This is a genomic window from Pseudomonas sp. BP01, from assembly GCF_022760795.1.
Taxonomy (GTDB): Bacteria; Pseudomonadota; Gammaproteobacteria; order Pseudomonadales; family Pseudomonadaceae; genus Aquipseudomonas; species Aquipseudomonas putida_Q.
This window is the reverse complement of sequence record NZ_JAFBKA010000014.1, coordinates 146,558-166,604: the sequence shown is the minus strand read 5'-3', so window position 1 is coordinate 166,604 and position 20,047 is coordinate 146,558. Positions and strand designations below refer to the sequence as shown.

General features: G+C 62.2%; 16 protein-coding genes. 10 read left to right on the top strand and 6 right to left on the bottom strand.

The features are described 5' to 3' along the window. Positions 1-138: 138 nt before the first annotated feature. On the bottom strand, positions 139-1,134 hold the full coding sequence (locus JOY50_RS14930) for an OmpA family protein (protein WP_243055462.1): 996 nt from the start codon (positions 1,132-1,134) through the stop codon (positions 139-141). A 130-nt stretch (positions 1,135-1,264) separates the two neighbouring features. Between JOY50_RS14930 and pyrC the strand changes: the two genes are divergently transcribed. Together pyrC and rnt are read left to right on the top strand one after the other, a co-directional pair. After that, complete coding sequence (gene pyrC, locus JOY50_RS14925) at positions 1,265-2,311, top strand: dihydroorotase (protein WP_138737655.1); 1,047 nt, start codon at positions 1,265-1,267, stop codon at positions 2,309-2,311. Between the two features lie 23 nt (positions 2,312-2,334). Further along, a complete protein-coding gene (rnt, locus tag JOY50_RS14920; protein ID WP_259374970.1) occupies positions 2,335-2,982 on the top strand; it encodes a ribonuclease T in 648 nt (215 codons plus the stop codon). Positions 2,983-3,140: 158 nt separating this feature from the next. Here the strand turns inward: rnt and JOY50_RS14915 are convergent, their stop codons facing one another. Continuing rightward, positions 3,141-3,743 carry a peroxiredoxin gene (locus JOY50_RS14915; protein ID WP_012273884.1) on the bottom strand — a complete coding sequence of 201 codons (603 nt, stop codon included), beginning with the start codon at positions 3,741-3,743 and terminating at the stop codon, positions 3,141-3,143. Positions 3,744-3,967: 224 nt separating this feature from the next. On the opposite strand from JOY50_RS14915, the gene JOY50_RS14910 reads away from it, so the two are divergent. Continuing rightward, positions 3,968-4,186 carry a bacterioferritin-associated ferredoxin gene (locus JOY50_RS14910; RefSeq protein WP_016488781.1) on the top strand — a complete coding sequence of 73 codons (219 nt, stop codon included), beginning with the start codon at positions 3,968-3,970 and terminating at the stop codon, positions 4,184-4,186. A 200-nt stretch (positions 4,187-4,386) separates the two neighbouring features. Then, positions 4,387-4,860 carry a bacterioferritin gene (gene bfr / locus JOY50_RS14905; RefSeq protein WP_016488782.1) on the top strand — a complete coding sequence of 158 codons (474 nt, stop codon included), beginning with the start codon at positions 4,387-4,389 and terminating at the stop codon, positions 4,858-4,860. A 56-nt stretch (positions 4,861-4,916) separates the two neighbouring features. On the opposite strand, the gene grxD is transcribed toward bfr, so the two are convergent. After that, a complete protein-coding gene (gene grxD / locus JOY50_RS14900; protein ID WP_019472063.1) occupies positions 4,917-5,252 on the bottom strand; it encodes a Grx4 family monothiol glutaredoxin in 336 nt (111 codons plus the stop codon). Positions 5,253-5,343: 91 nt separating this feature from the next. Beyond that, a complete protein-coding gene (locus tag JOY50_RS14895) occupies positions 5,344-7,452 on the bottom strand; it encodes a molybdopterin-dependent oxidoreductase (protein ID WP_132842152.1) in 2,109 nt (702 codons plus the stop codon). A 374-nt stretch (positions 7,453-7,826) separates the two neighbouring features. Here JOY50_RS14895 and argF point away from each other — a divergent pair, with 374 nt between their 5' ends. Next, positions 7,827-8,747 carry an ornithine carbamoyltransferase gene (gene argF / locus JOY50_RS14890; protein WP_019472061.1) on the top strand — a complete coding sequence of 307 codons (921 nt, stop codon included), beginning with the start codon at positions 7,827-7,829 and terminating at the stop codon, positions 8,745-8,747. Then, on the top strand, positions 8,744-9,853 hold the full coding sequence (locus JOY50_RS14885) for an ABC transporter ATP-binding protein (protein ID WP_019472060.1): 1,110 nt from the start codon (positions 8,744-8,746) through the stop codon (positions 9,851-9,853). Before argF ends, JOY50_RS14885 begins: the two co-directional genes overlap by 4 nt. 36 nt (positions 9,854-9,889) lie before the next feature. On the opposite strand, the gene ybaK is transcribed toward JOY50_RS14885, so the two are convergent. Further along, positions 9,890-10,360, bottom strand: coding sequence for a Cys-tRNA(Pro) deacylase (ybaK, locus tag JOY50_RS14880; protein ID WP_012273891.1), 471 nt, complete (start codon positions 10,358-10,360; stop codon positions 9,890-9,892). Positions 10,361-10,666: 306 nt separating this feature from the next. Between ybaK and JOY50_RS14875 the strand changes: the two genes are divergently transcribed. From JOY50_RS14875 to glpD, 4 genes are all read left to right on the top strand, one after another. Then, positions 10,667-11,518, top strand: coding sequence for an MIP/aquaporin family protein (locus JOY50_RS14875; protein WP_132842154.1), 852 nt, complete (start codon positions 10,667-10,669; stop codon positions 11,516-11,518). 51 nt (positions 11,519-11,569) lie between these two features. Then, positions 11,570-13,069: a glycerol kinase GlpK gene (gene glpK / locus JOY50_RS14870; RefSeq protein ID WP_138737656.1), complete on the top strand. Its 1,500-nt coding sequence runs from the start codon at positions 11,570-11,572 to the stop codon at positions 13,067-13,069. 101 nt (positions 13,070-13,170) lie between these two features. Beyond that, positions 13,171-13,926, top strand: coding sequence for a DNA-binding transcriptional repressor GlpR (gene glpR, locus JOY50_RS14865; protein WP_132842159.1), 756 nt, complete (start codon positions 13,171-13,173; stop codon positions 13,924-13,926). A 212-nt stretch (positions 13,927-14,138) separates the two neighbouring features. Continuing rightward, positions 14,139-15,668, top strand: a complete 1,530-nt coding sequence (glpD, locus tag JOY50_RS14860; protein WP_192902555.1) for a glycerol-3-phosphate dehydrogenase — start codon at positions 14,139-14,141, stop codon at positions 15,666-15,668. A gap of 33 nt (positions 15,669-15,701) precedes the next feature. Here the strand turns inward: glpD and JOY50_RS14855 are convergent, their stop codons facing one another. Next, positions 15,702-19,829 (bottom strand): NEL-type E3 ubiquitin ligase domain-containing protein, encoded by a 4,128-nt coding sequence (locus tag JOY50_RS14855; protein ID WP_132842163.1) that lies wholly within the window; start codon positions 19,827-19,829, stop codon positions 15,702-15,704. Between the last annotated feature and the right edge of the window lie 218 nt (positions 19,830-20,047).

The following is a 20,047-nucleotide window of genomic DNA, read 5'->3' as shown; positions in this document are numbered from 1 at the left end:
ATCCAGGGGGCGGGGATCAGGATCGTATCGGGGCATCAAGGCGCATGCCTCAGCATCTCATAGGCGCTGAAAACGTTGTGGCGAACGCCTGGTAGCCCTGATGCAATCTCTTTCCATACACCTGAAGGCACCCCGATCTCAGGGCGCCTTTGCGCCCGGCGCGGCAGCCGCCGGGCTGGCTGGTGCTGGGGGCGGGGCGGCAGCCGCCGGGCTGGCTGGTGCTGGGGGCGGGGCGGCAGGCGCCGATCGTTCAGCCGGTTTTTCCGAGGGTTTCTCAACCACTGCCACCCGGTCCAGTTCAATATTCACCCGGCGATTGCGCGCCCGGTTGGCAGCGCTGTTGTTCTTCACCAACGGGTACTGCTCGCCATGGAAGCGCACCGTGATCTGTTCTTCAGTCAAACCGTGGGCCTTGAAGTAGTCAGCCACCGCCAGCGCGCGACGGCGCGACAGGTCACGATTGGTCAGGCGGTTGCCACTGTTGTCGGAATGGCCGTCGAGCTCGATGTGGTTCACCGTCGGGTCTGCTTTCATGTAATCCAGGATCACATCGAGCCTTGCACGCGCCGACGCGTCCAGCTCGGTGCCGCCCCCCGGGAAACCAACCTGGGTCTGGCGCACCTGGTCGTAATTCATTGGCAGCAGCTTGCCGGCACAGGCCTGGTAGTCGCTGTAAGCCCTGGCGAAGCTTACCGGCAGCACACGCACTTCCATCGGCCTGCCGGCCTCACCGGTGTAGTTGCGCACCACTGTGCTTCGCCCGTCGAGCAAGCCGTTGATCAGGCGGCTGGCCTGGCCTTGGGAGGAACTGAACAGCACACCGGTGCGGGCCATGCGTACGTTGCCCAGGTTGATATCACCCCGCCCAGGCTGCCACGGCGCCGCCGCCGCAAGCAGGCTGGCTGTACCTGCACCCAGTACGTTGCTGTCCGAACGTAGCTGGAACACGGGTTGTTCACCGGCCCGGCGTACAAACTCACCGCTGCCGAAACCTTCTATCGGCTGGATCAGACGGCACTCGAACTGATCCCCCTCGACCTTCCAGGCAATGTTCTCCATGCGCGTCTGGAAAGTCAGTGCGCCGGCCGGCAGGCTGGCGAACAGGGTCAACAGGGTGAGGTAACGCTGGCGCACGGGCGGCTCCACAAATTCTGACGGCTTACCTGCAGGCTATCGGACGCCGTCCGGAAAACTTGATAGCCGTGCTCGCCCCAGGGTTTTCCGGTAGCATTGGGGCTTGAGTTCGACCCGCCTGGAATCCCCAATGTCCGATCGCCTGACCCTCCTGCGCCCCGACGACTGGCACATCCATCTGCGCGATGGTGCCGTCCTGCCCCACACCGTTGGCGACGTGGCGCGCACTTTTGCCCGTGCCATCATCATGCCTAACCTGGTTCCTCCGGTGCGTAATGCCGACGAGGCCGGTGCCTATCGTGAGCGCATCCTGGCCGCCCGCCCTGCCGGCAGCCGCTTCGAGCCGCTGATGGTGCTGTACCTCACCGACCGCACCAGCCCCGAAGACATCCGCGCGGCCAAGGCCAGCGGCATCGTGTACGCCGCCAAACTGTACCCGGCCGGCGCTACCACCAACTCCGATTCGGGCGTGACCAGCATCGACAACATCTTCCCGGCCATTGAGGCGCTGGCGGAAGTTGGCATGCCGCTGCTGGTGCATGGCGAAGTGACCCGTAGCGAGATCGACGTCTTCGACCGCGAGAAGCGCTTCATCGACGAGCACATGCGTCGTCTGGTCGAGCGCTTCCCGACGCTGAAAGTGGTGTTCGAACACATCACCACCGGCGATGCCGCGCAGTTCGTTACCGAGGCCCCGGCCAACGTTGGCGCGACCATCACCGCGCAGCATTTGCTGTACAACCGCAACCACATGCTGGTTGGCGGCATTCGCCCGCACTTCTACTGCCTGCCGATCCTCAAGCGCAACACCCACCAGGTGGCGCTGCTGGACGCGGCCACCAGCGGCAACCCGAAGTTCTTCCTGGGCACCGACTCGGCACCGCACGCCCGTCACGCCAAGGAAGCCGCCTGCGGGTGCGCCGGTTGCTATACCGCCTATGCGGCCATCGAAATGTACGCCGAAGCGTTCGAACAGCGTAACGCGCTGGACAAGCTGGAAGGCTTTGCCAGCCTGCACGGCCCGGCCTTCTACGGCCTGCCGGCAAACACTGACACCATTACCCTGGTGCGTGAAGAATGGACCGCCCCGGACAGCCTGCCGTTTGGCGAGCAGACCGTAATCCCGCTGCGCGCCGGTGAAAAACTGCGCTGGCGCCTGCTGGAGGAAAACGTGTGAGCGAAGACCTCTACGAAGACGACATGGACGCCCAAGGCAGCAGCGGTACGCGCCACCCGATGGCCGAGCGCTTCCGCGGCTACCTGCCGGTAGTGGTGGATGTGGAAACAGGTGGTTTCAACAGCGCCACCGATGCCCTGCTGGAAATTGCCGCCGTCACTATCGGCATGGACGAGAAAGGCTTCCTGTTCCCCGAACACACCTACTTCCACCGGGTGGAGCCGTTCGAGGGAGCCAACATTGAAGCTGCCGCGCTGGAGTTCACAGGCATAAAGCTGGACCATCCGCTGCGCATGGCCGTCAGCGAGGAAAGCGCGCTGACGGATATCTTCCGCGGTGTACGCAAGGCGCTCAAGGCCAATGGCTGCAAGCGGGCGATCCTGGTCGGCCACAACAGCAGCTTCGACCTGGGCTTCCTCAATGCGGCGGTGGCGCGCAACGACCTGAAGCGCAACCCGTTCCACCCGTTCTCCAGCTTCGACACCGCGACCCTTGCGGGCCTGGCATATGGCCAGACCGTGCTGGCGCGAGCCTGCCAGAGCGCGGACATCGACTTCGACGGGCGTGAAGCGCACTCGGCGCGTTATGACACCGAGAAGACGGCCGAGCTGTTCTGCGGCATCGTCAACCGCTGGAAAGAGATGGGCGGCTGGCGCGATTTCAACGATTGATCTGCAAAAGCATTCGCGGGCATGCCCGCTCCCACAGGTTCACCTTTGCCGTCAGGCATGCAGAGAATCGGTGGGAGCGGGCGCGCCCGCGAAGAGGCCGGCACAGAACGGCATAAAAAAACCGGCCACGAAGGCCGGTTTTTTTATACGAGGGGCAATTACAGCTTGCCGGCGTTCTCGCTCAGGTAGGCAGCAACGCCTTCTGGCGAAGCGTTCATGCCTTTGTCGCCTTTTTTCCAGTTGGCAGGGCAGACTTCGCCGTGCTCTTCGTGGAACTGCAGGGCGTCAACCAGGCGCAGCAGCTCGTCCATGTTGCGGCCCAGTGGCAGGTCGTTGATGATCTGCGAGCGGACAACACCGTTGGTGTCGATCAGGAAGGCGCCACGGAAGGCCACGCCGCCTTCGGACTCTACGTCGTAGGCTTTGCAGATTTCGTGGGTCATGTCGGCAGCCAGGGTGTACTTCACCTGACCGATGCCGCCGTTGTTGACCGGGGTGTTACGCCAGGCGTTGTGGGTGAAGTGCGAGTCGATCGACACGCCGATCACTTCGACGTTGCGCGCCTGGAAGTCCGGGATGCGGTTGTCCAGAGCGATCAGCTCGGACGGGCAGACGAAGGTGAAGTCCAGCGGGTAGAAGAACACCAGGCCGTACTTGCCCTTGATGGCCGAAGCCAGGTTGAAGCTGTCGACGATCTCGCCATTGCCCAGCACGGCTGGAACGGTGAAATCGGGGGCTTTCTTACCAACGAGTACGCTCATTGTAATCTCCTGATGAGGGTGAAAAACCGTTTGCCGGGCCAGACGGGCTTGCCCGACATCCAACAAAGGCCGACCATCATACACGGCTTCTGATGACAGGCCGAATCCATCAGGCAGGCAACCACCGGTCGCTCAAGCGCGGCCCTTACAGAAAGTCCTTTGACAAGCATTCTCATTAACATTAAGCTCCAACCCATCGACTCAACCAGCGATGGTCAGCCCTTATGTATGTGTGTCTTTGTGTCGGCGTTACCGACGGACAGATCCGCGATGCGATCTATGAAGGATGCTGCAGTTACAAGGAAGTGCGAGCCGCGACCAATGTCGCAAGCCAGTGTGGCAAATGCGCCTGCCTGGCCAAGGAAGTGGTCCGTGAGACCCTGACCGAGCTGCAGGTGAGCCAGGCAGCCCTGCCCTACCCCGTGGAATTTACCGCGGCCTGACCCCCCTATTTCGAAGAACCGGACCCTGTGTCCGGTTTTTTTATGCCTTGAATTCAACAAGTTAGCGCTCCAACGCGGTTCACAAACATTCTTATTCCTATTAATTTTCATTTATTATTCAATAACTTAGGTTTGACACTCTTAAGTATCGGGCTCAAACTTCACTGTATTGGCACACTTCTACAGGGCAGGAACCCGAAATGAAAGGCGACGTAAGCGTCATCCAGCATCTCAACAAGATCCTCGGAAACGAGCTGGTCGCGATCAACCAGTACTTCCTGCACGCACGCATGTACGAAGATTGGGGCCTGAACAAACTCGGCAAGCACGAGTACAAAGAATCCATCGACGAGATGAAGCACGCTGACAAACTGATCAAGCGTATTCTCTTTCTCGAAGGCATTCCTAACGTTCAGGACCTGGGCAAGCTGCTGATCGGCGAACACACCAAGGAAATGCTCGAGTGCGACCTGAAGCTCGAAAAGAAAGGCCTGGCCGACCTGAAGGCAGCTATCGCCCACTGCGAAACCGCTGGCGACTTTGGCTCGCGTGACATGCTCGAGGACATCCTCGAATCCGAGGAAGAGCACATCGACTGGCTGGAAACCCAACTGGGTCTGATCGACAAGATTGGCATCGAAAATTATCTGCAATCGCAGATGGGCGAAGAGTAAGTATTCGCCCCATAAAAAAACCCGCGATCAGCGGGTTTTTTTATGCTTGCCGGAAATCAGGCTTCAGAGGCCTTGGCCTTGGCAGCCGCTTCCTTGATCAGGGTTTGCAGCTCACCGTTGGCGAACATTTCCAGCATGATGTCGCTACCGCCAACCAGCTCACCGGCTACCCACAGCTGCGGGAAGGTCGGCCAGTTGGCATATTTTGGCAGGTTGGCACGGATTTCCGGGTTCTGCAGGATGTCGACGTAGGCGAACTTCTCGCCACAACCCATCACAGCTTGCGATGCCTTGGCCGAGAACCCGCATTGCGGGGCATTCGGCGAGCCTTTCATGTAAAGCAGAATGGTGTTGTTGGCAATCTGCTCTTTGATCGTTTCGATGATATCCATGTAGCACCTCGGCTTAACTTTGCGACGCTGTTGTCGGCACGGTGGCGCATTGTAACGGAAAGCCGAGCAGCGTGCTCGGCCTTGCTGTTCCTTATGCGGCCTCCACCTGCACGGGTACGCCATTGAGCGCAGCGTTGCCGGAAACCTGGTCCCGCAAGCGCTCGTCGGTCAGGTCATTGGCGCTCACCCCGGGCTGCGCCTGGGCGATCTGCATGTGCACGCCCTGACGACCGTGACCGAAGCCATGGGGCAGGCTGACCACACCGGGCATCATGTCCTCGCAGGCCTGCACTTCGACTTCGAGATCACCCGTGCGGGAGCGGATACGCACCCGCTGGCCGTCCTGCAACTGTCGCTGTTGCAGGTCTTGCGGGTGCATCAACAGCTGATGGCGAGGCTTGCCTTTCACCAGGCGATGGAAATTGTGCATCCATGAGTTGTTGCTGCGCACGTGGCGGCGGCCGATCAGCAGCAGCTCACCCGGCACGGGCGGTGCCAGTTGTGTCAGGCGGTGAAGGTCGTCCAGCAATACCTGGGGTGCCGCTTCGACAGCCTTGCTGGTAGTCGCCAGGCGCGCAGCCAGGTTGCTGCGTAAAGGCCCGAGGTCAAGGCCGTGTGGGTGATCGTCCAGCGTTGCCAGTGACAGCCGCCAGGGCGTTTCTTCACCATAGCGCCCCTTGCGCAAGGCCAGATCGATCATCTGCGCAGGCGCCCAGGTCGGTTTCAATTCAAGCTCGGCATGCCTGGCGAACGCCTGGGCCAGGCCGACGAAGATTTCCCAGTCGTGCAGCGCCCCGTCCGGCTTGGCCAGGATCGCCCGGTTGAAGCGGGTGACGTTGCGCACGGCCAGCAAGTTGAAGGTGCTGTCGTAGTGGTCGTTTTCCAGCGAGGAGGTGGAAGGCAGGATCAGGTCGGCATGCCGAGTGGTTTCGTTGATGTAGAGGTCGATGCTGAGCATGAATTCCAGGCCTTCCAGGGCCGCATCCAGCTGGCGACCGTTAGGGGTGGACAGCACCGGGTTGCCGGCCACTGTCACCAAGGCGCGTACCTGCCCTTCGCCAGGTGTCAGCATCTCCTCGGCCAGGGCCGCCACGGGCAGCTCGCCACCGTACTCGGGCAAACCCGAGACCCGGCTCTGCCAGGCGTTGAAATGACCGCCCGAGGTGGTGGCCACCAGGTCGACAGCAGGCTCGGTGCACAACGCGCCGCCTTCGCGGTCAAGGTTGCCGGTCACCAGGTTGATCAGTTGCACCAGCCAGTGGCAGAGGGTGCCGAAGGCTTGGGTGGAAACGCCCATGCGGCCATAGCACACGGCCTTTTCTGACGCAGCGAAGTCCCGTGCCAGCTGGCGGATCTGCGTGGCGGCAATGCCGCAGTGCGTGCTCATGGCTTCGGCGCTGAGGGGTGCAAGCGCTTCGCGCACCTGCTGCAGGCCGTTGATGGGCAAGTGCGAACCTTGCGCCAGGCCCTCCTCGAACAGGGTATTGAGCACGCCGCACAACAGCGCCGCATCACCACCCGGACGGATAAACAGGTGAGTATCGGCCAAGGCTGCCGTTTCGCTGCGCCGAGGGTCCACCACCACCAGGCGCCCGCCCCGGCCAAGCAGAGCCTTGAGGCGCTTTTCCACATCGGGCACGGTCATGATGCTGCCGTTGGAGGCCAGCGGGTTGCCGCCAAGAATCAGCATGAAGTCGGCGTGGTCGATATCCGGAATAGGCAGCAGCAGGCCATGGCCATACATCAGGTGGCTGACCAGGTGTTGTGGCAGCTGATCCACCGAGGTGGCCGAGAAACGGTTGCGTGTCTTGAGCAGGCCGAGGAAGTAGTTGCTGTGGGTCATCAAACCGTAGTTGTGCACGCTCGGGTTGCCCTGGTAAACCGCCACGGCATTGCGCCCGTGAGCCTGCTGGACCGCCCACAACTTTTCGGCGGCCATAGCAAAGGCCTCGTCCCAACCGATGGCCTGCCAACGCTCCCCTACCCGCTTGTGGGGCTGGCGCAGGCGGTCAGGGTCGTTCTGGATGTCCTGCAAGGCCACAGCCTTGGGGCAGACGTGGCCACGGCTGAACGGGTCCTGGGGGTCGCCCTTGATCGAGCTGATTAGCGCCCGCCCGTCGTCTTCATGGCTGACTTCGATGTTCAGCCCGCAGATTGCTTCGCACAGGTGACAGGCACGGTGATGCAGGGTCTTGGTCATGGCCGCCTCTGCCTTGTTGTTGTCGAACAGTGACTATGCGCCCGGCGACTGCCCCCGACCAGCGCGCTTCGCCGCGTGAATCCTCCGACATCAGGCACACGATTTGCGACAGCGATTTGCCAAATTGCCAGCAAGCCCTGTACAACACGTGTAGCAAATAAAAAACAGCACAGGCCGACGGGTGGAGACACCCTTTGCAACACCCTTTGCAATCAGGCCGCTGATTCCCCCTTGGCTTCAGGCGACATTTACTTATAGTATTGCGCCTTTCCCTATTTTCGTCCGCCCCGTGCGGCTTACGCCGCAGGTCACTCCCGTTGTCAAAAAAAACCATACGGTCGACCTGCATACCGTTGCAGATAAGGTAGTCAATCATGAGCGCTAGGCACTTTCTCTCCCTGCTGGACTTCACCACCGACGAATTGCTCGGGGTGATCCGCCGCGGCATCGAGCTGAAGGACCTGCGCAAACGAGGCGTGCTGTTCGAGCCCCTGAAGAACCGCGTGCTGGGCATGATCTTCGAGAAATCCTCGACCCGTACCCGGGTGTCGTTCGAGGCCGGCATGATCCAGCTGGGCGGCCAGGCCATTTTCCTGTCGCCTCGCGACACCCAGCTGGGCCGTGGCGAGCCGATCGGTGACAGCGCCATCGTGCTGTCGAGCATGGTCGATGTTGTGATGATTCGTACCCACGCCCACAGCACCCTGACCGAGTTCGCCGCCAAATCGCGCGTGCCGGTGATCAACGGCCTGTCCGACGAGTCGCACCCGTGCCAACTGCTGGCCGACATGCAGACCTTCCTCGAGCACCGCGGCTCTATCCAGGGCAAGACCGTGACCTGGATCGGCGACGGCTTCAACATGTGCAACTCCTATATCGAGGCCGCCAGGCAGTTCGATTTCCAGCTGCGCATCGCCTGCCCCGAAGGCTACGAGCCGGATCAGCGCTTCATGGCGCTGGGCGGTGACCGCGTGCAGATCATCCGTGATGCCAAGCAAGCCGTGCGTGACGCGCACCTTGTGGTCACCGATGTCTGGACTTCCATGGGTCAGGAGGAGGAAACTGCACGGCGCCTGGCGCATTTCGCGCCTTACCAGGTCACCCGCGAACTGCTCGACCTGGCGGCACCCGATGTCCTCTTCATGCACTGCCTGCCCGCCCACCGTGGCGAGGAAATCAGCCAGGACCTGCTCGACGACCCACGTTCGGTCGCCTGGGACGAGGCTGAAAACCGCCTGCATGCACAGAAGGCGCTTCTCGAATTCCTTGTAGAACCGGCTTACCACCACGCATGAGTCAACCCCTACTGCTCAACCTGCGCAACCTCGCCTGCGGCTACGGCGACCAGCGCATCGTCCAGAACCTCAACCTGCACCTGAACGCAGGCGACATCGGTTGCCTGCTGGGCTCATCCGGTTGCGGGAAAACCACCACGCTGCGCGCAATTGCCGGTTTCGAACCGGTGCACGAAGGCGAGATCCAGCTGGCCGGCGAAGTCATTTCCCGCGCAGGGTTCACCCTGGCCCCGGAAAAGCGCCGCATCGGCATGGTGTTCCAGGACTACGCGCTGTTCCCGCACCTGACCGTGGCACAGAACATTGCCTTTGGCATCGCCAAGCACCCACGCCAGGCCGCTGTCATCGAAGAAATGCTCGAACTGGTCAAGCTGGGCGGCCTGGGCGGGCGGTACCCGCATGAGCTATCTGGGGGCCAGCAGCAACGGGTCGCCCTGGCCCGCGCGCTGGCGCCCGAACCCCAGTTGCTGCTGCTCGACGAGCCGTTCTCCAACCTTGACGTGGAGTTGCGCCGGCGCCTCAGCCATGAGGTGCGCGATATCCTCAAAAGCCGTGGCACCAGCGCCATCCTGGTTACCCATGATCAGGAAGAAGCCTTTGCCGTCAGCGATCAGGTTGGTGTGTTCAAAGAAGGCCGCCTGGAGCAGTGGGACACGCCCTACAACCTTTACCACGAACCACAGACGCCGTTCGTGGCCAGCTTCATTGGCCAGGGGTACTTCATCCGTGGGCAGATGAGCAGCCACGAGGCCGTCAATACCGAGCTGGGTGAACTGCGCGGCAACCGTGCCTACATCATGGCGCCCGGCAGTTCGGTAGACGTGCTGCTGCGGCCCGACGATATCGTGCATGCACCCGGCAGCGCGCTACAGGCGAACATCGTCGGCAAGAGCTTCCTGGGGGCATCGACCCTGTACCGCCTGCAACTGCCGACCGGCAGCCAGCTGGAAGCGATCTTCCCTAGCCATAACGACCTTCAGGTCGGTGAAGAGGTGGGGATTGCGGTAAAGGCCGATCACCTGGTGCTGTTCCCGGTGCCGGGTAGCGTTGCGGCGCAGTTGCCGCGCCAGGAGAATGGCGTGCGTCGGTACAGTTCCGCGACCTGATTGCAGATCCCTGGGGCCGCGCTGCAGCCCCAGATCTCAGCCTCTGCCGATCCCGGCAAACTTGCCCTGGGTATGCTCGGCCAGCACCGCCGCCGCCAACTCCACTTCCAGCCCACGCCGTCCAGCACTGACATGGATGGTTGCAAAATTCTGCGCTGATTCGTCAATGAACGTACGCAGGCGCTTCTTCTGCCCCAACGGACTGATACCACCTACCAGATAACCCGTAGCCCGCTGCGCTGCCGCCGGGTCTGCCATCTCGCATTTCTTTACCCCGGCAGCATGGGCCAGGGCCTTGAGGTCCAGGGTGCCCACAACAGGCACCACCGCCACCAGCAACTCCCCCTTCTCGCTGCTGGCCAGCAAGGTCTTGAACACCTGCTGCGGGTCGAGCCCAAGCTTTTCAGCCGCCTCCAGACCGTAAGACGCCGACTTGGGGTCATGCTCATAGCTGTGCACACGGTGCTCGGCGCGATGCTTCTTCAACAGGTCTAGGGCGGGGGTCATGCAAAGGCTCCGGTCTGGGGACGGCTCGGCGGCTACTTTAGGACAAATCCCACAACCCAGCCAGCGCACCGCAATCGCGCACCTCTAGTACGGGGCTCCGCAGCCGATTTTAGCGACCATTTCGTGACTGGTCGTTCACTTTCGACCTTTGACATCAGCGTTTCTTGTCTATATTTTTTCGCTTCTGAACAAATGGCGCACTTTTAAGGTGCGCTTCCTGTACTTGCCCGGGGTCAATGGGGATCGACACCGGGCTTTGCTGTCGAGCGCCACGCGCCTCACAACAAAAAAAAAACGAGGTCATACATGACGACTGCTCTACGCCAACCCACGCTGTCCAGCCAATGCCTGGCCGAGTTTCTCGGCACTGCCCTGCTCATCTTCTTCGGCACCGGCTGCGTTGCCGCACTCAAAGTCGCCGGCGCCAGCTTCGGCCTGTGGGAGATCAGCATCATCTGGGGTGTTGGCGTGAGCATGGCGATCTACCTCACCGCCGGCATTTCCGGCGCGCACCTGAACCCGGCGGTGAGCATAGCCCTCACCCTGTTCGCCGGTTTCGACAAGCGCAAGCTGCCCTTCTACATGCTGGCCCAGGTATGCGGCGCGTTCTGTGGCGCGGCGCTGGTGTACACCCTGTACAGCAACCTGTTCTTCGATTTCGAACAGGCCCACGCCATGTTGCGCGGTAGCGAAGCCAGCCTGGAGCTGGCCTCGGTGTTCTCCACCTACCCACACCCGTCGCTGTCAATCGGCCAGGCATTCCTGGTTGAAGTCGTCATCACGGCTATCCTGATGGCCGTGATCATGGCCCTGACCGACGACAACAACGGCCTGCCACGCGGCGCCATGGCCCCGCTGCTGATCGGCCTGCTGATCGCGGTGATCGGCAGCGCCATGGGCCCGCTGACCGGTTTTGCCATGAACCCTGCCCGCGATTTCGGGCCAAAACTCATGACCTTCCTGGCCGGTTGGGGTGAAATCGCCTTCACTGGCGGTCGGGATATACCGTATTTCCTGGTTCCGGTGTTCGCCCCGATCCTTGGCGCCTGCCTGGGTGCCGCGACCTATCGCGGCCTGATTGCCCGCAACTTGCCAATGGCAACTGCCGCGAACCCTGAGACAAATGACAATCGCCAGGGCGATACTCAAGCCAATTGATGCCGGCAACCCGCCCAGCCCTGACCTCCTATTCTTGCAAGGCCTACGACCATGACAGACACCCAGGACAAGAACTACATCATCGCCCTGGACCAGGGCACCACCAGTTCGCGTGCCATCATTTTCGACCGTGACGCCAATGTGGTGGGCACCTCCCAGCGCGAGTTCGCCCAGCACTATCCGCAAGCGGGCTGGGTCGAGCACGACCCGATGGAGATCTTCGCCACGCAGAGCGCGACCATGGTCGAGGCCTTGGCACAGGCAGGCATCAGTCATGCCCAGGTAGCCGCAATCGGCATCACCAACCAACGCGAAACCACCGTGGTGTGGGACAAGGAAACCGGCCGCCCGGTCTACAACGCCATCGTCTGGCAGTGCCGCCGCAGCACCGAGATCTGCGCCCAGCTCAAGCGCGACGGCCATGAAGACTATATTCGCGACACCACCGGCCTGGTCACCGACCCTTACTTCTCCGGCACCAAACTGAAGTGGATCCTCGACAACGTCGAGGGCGCCCGCGAACGCGCCGAACGTGGCGAACTGTTGTTCGGCACCATCGATACCTGGCTGATCTGGAAGTTCTCGGGCGGCAAGGTGCACGTCACCGACTACACCAATGCCTCGCGCACGCTGATGTTCAACATCCATAGCCTGCAGTGGGACGACAAGCTGCTGGAGATCCTCGGCATCCCGCGGCAGATGCTACCCGAGGTTCGTCCTTCTTCCGAAGTGTACGGCCACACCAAGAGCGGCATTGCCATCGCCGGTATTGCCGGTGACCAACAGTCGGCACTGTTCGGCCAGATGTGCGTGCAGCCGGGCCAGGCCAAGAATACCTATGGCACTGGCTGCTTCCTGCTGATGAACACCGGCGAACAGGCGGTCAAGTCGTCCCACGGCCTGCTCACCACCATCGCCTGCGGCCCGCGCGGCGAGGTGGCCTATGCGCTGGAAGGCGCGGTGTTCAACGGGGGTTCCACCGTGCAGTGGCTGCGTGACGAACTGAAGATCGTCAACGACGCCCTGGATACCGAATACTTCGCCAGCAAGGTCAAGGACAGCAACGGCGTCTACCTGGTACCGGCCTTCACCGGCCTGGGTGCACCGTACTGGGACCCGTACGCCCGTGGTGCGCTGTTCGGCCTGACCCGTGGCGTGAAAGTGGACCACATCATCCGCGCCGCACTGGAGTCGATCGCCTACCAGACCCGCGACGTGCTCGATGCCATGCAGCAGGACTGCGGCCAGCGCCTGTCCGAACTGCGTGTGGACGGTGGCGCGGTGGCCAACAACTTCCTCATGCAGTTCCAGGCCGACATCCTCGGTACGTGCGTAGAGCGCCCGCAAATGCGCGAAACCACGGCCTTGGGCGCCGCCTACCTGGCCGGCCTGGCCTGCGGCTTCTGGAGCGGCCTGGACGAATTGCGCGACAAGGCAATCATCGAGCGCGAGTTCAGCCCGCAGCTGGATGAAACGCAAAAAGAGAAGCTGTACGCCGGCTGGAAGAAAGCCGTCGAACGTACCCGTGACTGGGAAGATCACGAGGCGTAAAGCACATCGGGGCCGCCACGCGGCCCCAATCGTCCACTGGCCGTCATCACCTTCCTACGGCATCATTGCAGAATTTGTCCGGCTGCCCCAAAGGACCGCCCATGAATCTGCCCCCCCGCCAACAACAAATCCTCGAACTGGTGCGCGAGCGCGGTTACGTCAGTATCGAAGAAATGGCGCAGCTGTTCGTCGTTACGCCGCAGACCATCCGTCGAGATATCAACCAGCTTGCCGAGCTCAACCTGCTGCGCCGTTACCATGGTGGCGCGGCGTATGACTCGAGCATCGAGAACACTGCCTACGCCATGCGTGCCGACCAGATGCGCGATGAAAAGCAGCGTATCGCCGACGCCGTGGCCCGGCAGATTCCCGACAATGCCTCGGTGTTCATCAACATCGGCACCACCACCGAATCCATCGCCCGCGCACTGCTCAACCACAGCCACCTGAAAGTCATTACCAACAACCTGCACGTGGCGGCGATCCTGGCGGCCAAGGACGATTTCGAAGTGCTGGTGGCGGGTGGCACGGTGCGCCGTGATGGTGGAGTGGTCGGCCAGGCCAGTGTCGACTTCATCAACCAGTTCAAGGTCGATTTCGCCCTGGTGGGTATCAGCGGCATCGATGAGGACGGCAGCCTGCTCGACTTCGACTACCAGGAAGTGCGGGTATCCCAGGCGATCATCGCCAATGCCCGGCAAGTGATCCTTGCCGCCGACTCCAGCAAGTTCGGGCGCAACGCCATGGTGCGCCTGGGCTCGATCAGCCTGGTCGACTGCCTGGTGACCGACCAGGCGCCTACCCCCACCCTCACCCAGTTGCTGAACCAGTACAAGATCCGCCTCGAAGTGGTTTGAGGGCTGGCGGGGGCTTGCCGCAACATTTGTGGCATGCACCCGCAAACCTCAGACCGCACAGCCGAAATTTTCGAAAATTTTCACTTTATTGTCATCTGATCAGTTTTTTCTATAAAGACTGGCTGGCGACGGGCGTTCTGTTGCGCTAGTATTTTCGCAAACGAACATCAATGTTCACTTTCGATGCGAACAGCCCCCAGGAGGCCTTGCCCGTGTCCCAGCCCGTTTCGTCCCAGCCACCATTCGCCGACTGCTATGACCTCGCCGTGATCGGCGGTGGCATCAATGGCGTGGGCATCGCTGCCGACGCTGCCGGGCGCGGCCTGAAGGTGTTCCTTTGCGAAAAGGACGACTTGGCCCAGCACACCTCATCGGCCAGCAGCAAGCTGATTCACGGTGGCCTGCGCTACCTGGAACACTACGAGTTCCGCCTGGTACGCGAAGCCTTGGCTGAGCGTGAGGTACTGCTGGCGAAGGCGCCGCACATCGTCAGACCGATGCGTTTCGTCCTGCCACATCGCCCACACCTGCGCCCGGCCTGGATGATCCGCGCCGGCCTGTTCCTGTATGACCACTTGGGCAAACGCAAGCGCCTTGGTGCCTCGCGCAGCCTGCGCTTTGGCGCGGGTTACCCGCTCAAGCCGGCGATCACGCGCGGTTTCGAATACGCCGACTGCGCGGTGGACGATGCGCGGCTGGTGGTGCTCAATGCCATGGCCGCCCGTGAGCACGGCGCGCACATCCATACCCGCACCCGCTGCCTGCGCGCAGAGCGCGTGGACGGCGTGTGGCAGGTCGAGTTGCAGCATGCCGATGGCAGCCTGCAGAGCATTCGCGCCCGGGCACTGGTCAACGCCGCTGGCCCATGGGTTGCCAGTTTCATCAAGGACGACCTCAAGCTCGATGCGCCGTACGGCATCCGCCTGATCCAGGGCAGCCACATCATCGTGCCGCGCCTGTACGAAGGGGAACATGCCTACATCCTGCAGAACGAAGACCAGCGCATCGTCTTCTGCATCCCTTACCTGGACCGCTTCACCCTGATAGGCACCACCGACCGCGAGTACAGCGGCGACCCTGCCAAGGTGGCGATCACCGAACAGGAAACCGACTACCTGTTGAAGGTGGTCAACGCCCACTTCAATCATCAACTCAGCCACGGCGATATCCTGCACACCTACTCCGGCGTGCGCCCGCTGTGCAACGATGAATCGGACAACCCGTCTGCCGTCACCCGTGACTATACCCTTGCGCTTAGCGCAGCGTCTGGCGAGGCGCCATTGCTGTCGGTGTTTGGCGGCAAGCTGACCACCTATCGCAAGCTGGCGGAGTCGGCCATGAGCGAACTCAAGCCGTTCTTCAGCGAGATGGGCAAAAGCTGGACTGCCGACGCACCATTGCCCGGCGGTGAAGACATGAGCACGCCCCAGGCATTGGTCGAAGCGCTGCTGGCACGGCATCAATGGCTGGCAGCGGACATCGCCAAACGTTGGGCGGTGACCTACGGCAGCCGCACCTGGCAACTGCTGGACGGCGCACAGGGCCCGGAAGACCTGGGCCAGGCCATGGGTGGTGGCTTGTTCACCCGCGAAGTCGACTACCTGCGCGCAACCGAATGGGCCGTCACCGCCCAGGACATCCTGTGGCGGCGCAGCAAACTTGGCCTGTTCACCAGCCCCAGCGAGCAGCGGGCACTGGCCGATTACCTGGCTCAAGGCGACGCCCGCAGCGACGCTGCCTGAACCTGCGGGGCGACCGCCATGCGGTCGCCGCCCTCAGGCTTCCCGCTGGTACGCCTCCCGGGCCAGTTCCAGGTACAGTGCGCGTTCCTGGGCATTGAGCGACGCCATCAAAGCCGCGGCGCGTTCCAGATAGTGCTGCTCACCCGCTGCCCCAGTCTCGCGCTCGGCCTGCTCCAGCTGCTCATGAAAGGGCGCTGCCAGCGCCTCGAAGCGTTCAGGGAAACGATTGCGCACATACTCATGCCAGAAATCGCGCTCAGCCAGTGCGCGGCTGAGCACCTCAATGTTCTCTCCAGCCAGCACTTGAGCCCCCGCACGCCTTGCCTGGGTTGCCGTGACACGGCTGTGTTCGGGGTAGTTCATGTGCCCGGGTTGCGCCGGCAGCCCAAGCCGGTCAGCCAGGTTGACGCGGTAGGCGAGGTACACCTCAATATCATCCACGGCAGCATACGGGTCCCTGCGAAGGTCCTGAATATGTCGGGCGGCAATGCTGTCCACCTGATCCAGGCGATACAGCGAACGCCCCAGGCGCAACAAGGTCTGCTCCGCCTGCATGACTGAACCATCACCTGTCGAATTCAGGGCAATGTGCGCCCTGACTTCCAGCTGACTGAGGATCAGCAGCAGCCGGTCCTCACAGGTCCGGCGCCCCTGGGTCTGCCAGAACACGGCTTCGCGCACGTCAGTGTTGTCCGTGCACAGTTCCAGAATCCGCCATACCCTTGCCCGGTAATAACGCGGGTGGTCGAGGAAGTCGTCGGAGCTGGCGAAATCTGCCAGAAAACGAAACAGGTCTGCCGACTGCGGCTCCTCGCTCAGCTGGGTCCAGATGTGCATGCGTCGGGTGCGTACCGCCTCGGTAGCACTTCCCAACCATTCCTCAAGCGCGCCAACATCAGCAATGGCGTGATGGTAGGAGCTGCTGCGGTGGACCGGCGAGTCACTGAGGCTACTGGCAATCGACGCCTCGCTCGCCTCGTCCAGAGGGTTGTCATGCAGCGACAGGCGCTGCAGTCGCGCGCCCAGTGTGCGCAGGTGCCCGTTGACCTGGCGAATCTGGTTCTCACGCATGTCCACCAGGCCGCGCCAGGGCATCATGTCTTCGTCTGCCAAGGTGTGCAGCCCGGTAGCGCGCAGCGATACCTCACGCAAGTGGCGCAAGCCCGAAAGGTCAGGCACCTGGCCCAACGGGTTGTAGTTCAGATCGAGCACCTGGAGCAATGAAAGGCTCGCCAGCCTTTGGCTGCCTGGGGTATCGACGATTATCTGGTTACCCGCCAGACGCAGGCTGCGCAGTTCGGTCAAGCGCTCCAGGCCAACGGGCAAACGAGTCAACTGGTTGTTGCGCAGGTCGAGTTCGCGAAGGTGAGTGAACCTGCGCAGGAAATCCTCATCAATCTGCTCAAGGCTCATGTTGCGCAGCGTCAGGCGTCGAACATGGCCAAACTCGATGCCCGCCGGTAAGCTCGGCAGGCTGCCCACCTCTTCGCCGTCGATATGCAGCGAAAAGTCGTCACCGGCAAGGCCAGCGGTCTTGCGCCGCCAGGTGCGCCTGATCTGATTCACCACACGCTGGCGGCGCAGGCCGTCCATGAAGCTCACGCGCTGTCGTTGCCAGGTGTCGAGCGCCTCGCGCAAACCATGCAACTGCCGCTGGAGCTGGCTGAGGTGGTCCCACAGGCCAACCCCGCGGTCTGCCAGGTCGCGCAGATAAGCGTCCAGCTGTGCGTCGGTCAAGGTCGGGAAGATGTCATGTATGCCGCTACGGATTGCCCGCCGGCTGCTTTCGCCCCCTCCACTCAACGCATAACCGGCGCGGCTATCGATTCGCTGTGGCGGGCTATAACGTTCTGCGACAGGCGCCAGCCCCATCAACTTTGCCGTCCTCTCCCGATCCGCGCTGGCCAGGCGCGCAACCCGGTCGCCAAGTTCGTGGGCCGTGAGCTGGCGCCCGCTGAGCATGGCCCTCTGCCCTTCATCCAGCGTGTGGATCAGGCATGGCAAAAGGCCTTGGCCCAGTACCGGGGCGTGGGCATCGGCCAATTGATAACCCTGTTCGGTGTGGATGATGGTTCTGAGGTCAGCTGCATTGACGTCCCCGCTGGCTGCCACCAGACGACCTCCCGCCTCCCCTAGCCGCAGCTCGATGCGCACCGAAGCCGGCCACGGTGCCCGGTGGGCGATCCATTCCAGTACCAGGCGCTGAGTATCGGCATTCACGGCACCTTCGTGCTCGAATCCCATCAAGGCACGGTCCACGCGGCTTTCGCGCAAGTACCAACGGGCACGCTCGGCCATGGCCAGCGGCACCCGGCCGCTTTCCAGCAACGCCTTGATCTGCGCACCGTTGGCCAATGCAATGATCTCTTCGGCGCCACGCACCGACAAACCGGGGAATACCTTGATCAGCAAAGCACCGGCGGCCGATGCCGTGCTTTGCCCCGCGGCTAGCTCACGTTCGAACGCGCGCCCCTGCAGGCGAGGCTCCGATGCGTGGAGTTCGTAGCGCTCATGGGCATCGCGCAGACGAGCTGGTGCGGGCTTCCCTTGCAGGTGCAGATGGCGCAACTGGTCCTGGTCAAGGCCGGTGATACGCAGGAGCGTTTCAGCACGTTGGTCAGACGTCAGCGCGAAGGCCCCGTCAAACCTGCGCAAAAGCGCACCACCGCCATCCAGGTAATGAGCAGAGGGCGGCCAGTGCGCCAGCCTCGCACGGCCCTCGCCCTGGTGCACGGGTCTCAGTGCATCGACAAACGGCACACGCTCCAGGGCTCGGCCTACTCCCGCATGCACAGCACCCACCACGGCGCCGGCCGCCAGGTTCTGCGCCACGCCCATGAGGTGATCGAGCGCCCCCTGACGGTCGCCGATGCGCCAGTCCGCATAGCCCTTGTACACTTCGCTGACCACATCCACCGCTGCCACGGCGAACATCACCTCCCCCAGTATCGGAATGAACAGTGCCGCCAGGTTCAACGTATCGAGCCCCGCGCTCTTGAGGACCTCCAGGCGCTGATGGCGCTCCATTGCGGTTTCGTCAGCGGTCGGGACCGCCAGGACCCTTGCGTCATCGAGCATCTTGTCTACCTGCAAGCCACGCATGTAGACAAACAGCGGTGTCTCGATGGCGAAATTGCGTCCATCCAGAACCGCTGGCGCTTGCCCATGGCTCGCCTCGATCAAGCGCTCAAGGGTTGCGATGAAGGTCGGCCGGTCGCGCTCACGGATGAAACGACGGAAAAACGAGCGATAGTGGGGCGCACGCAGGCGCTTGGCCAACCACCGGTACAAAGCGTCCCAGCTAGCGTGCCTGGCCACCGGTCGCTGCGGGTCCTGTGGTATCCAGCTGATGATGCCTTCCAGCGGCCCGTCCTCGTGTTCGCGAACCTCCAGCGTGACCACCCCATGTATACGCTTGCCCAGCAGGTACAGCTGACGCGGTGTGACAACGCCAGTGACCGCAGGCACGACAGGTTTGGCGGCGACCACAGGCAACAAGCGCAGGTAGTCGACTTCGTCCAGCTCGGACTTGATGCGGGCCATGCGCACCGCAACATCCATCTTCGCCCGCAGGCTCTCCTCAAGCATCCGCTGGACCGCTTCCCGAACCAGGTTTTCAGGCGTGGGCGGCCGGCTTTTCGGAAACAGTTGGGCGCGCAACTTTTGCTGATACTGCCCACCAATGTCGAGTTGCCTGCAGCAGCGGGCAAACGCCTCGTACGTCAGCGCCAGCGTGCGCCCCTGGGCGTCCAGCAGGTGGGCACGCCGAAGGAGTGACGGCACGGTATCGGCTTCGTGAAAGTTGTGCAGCGCGGCCGTGAGTAAAGGTTGCACGCTGTACACCGTGCGCCATGGTGTATGCAGGCGTGGCGCCGCGCTGGGCATCGGCACATCATCCTCGATGTATACCTGCATGCTGCGCACATCGACGTCGGCCAAGCCCTCGGCGCGCAATGCCGGTTCGAGCAGCTGCGTGGCAAAGGCCTCCAGGCTGGGTATGCTGGCCAACCTGTTTTTCACACGTTCGGCTGCTGCCTGCTGGGTGCTCAGCGCCCGGTGCAAGGTCAGTAAAAGGTCGGCATCGGCCGTTTTCAGCCAATCCGCCATCTGGCGGGCAATGAAAGCGTCGACGGAATCGGAAGGAATCGGGATCACGGACACGGCAGGAGCTCCAGAGGATGAAGCCGCAAGCTCATCAGTTCGCTTTCCGTGACGGGTGTTACTTAATGCTGCCGCGCCACGTTGAGAGCGCCGGCACTCGTTCGGATAGCCGAACGAAATCCCGCCCCTCGTTCGGTGATCCGACAACAGGAGAATGCTCAAAAACCTTCACACAGGGTTCATGCCCAGGCTTTGCGCGGGGTTATGATCATTGTCAG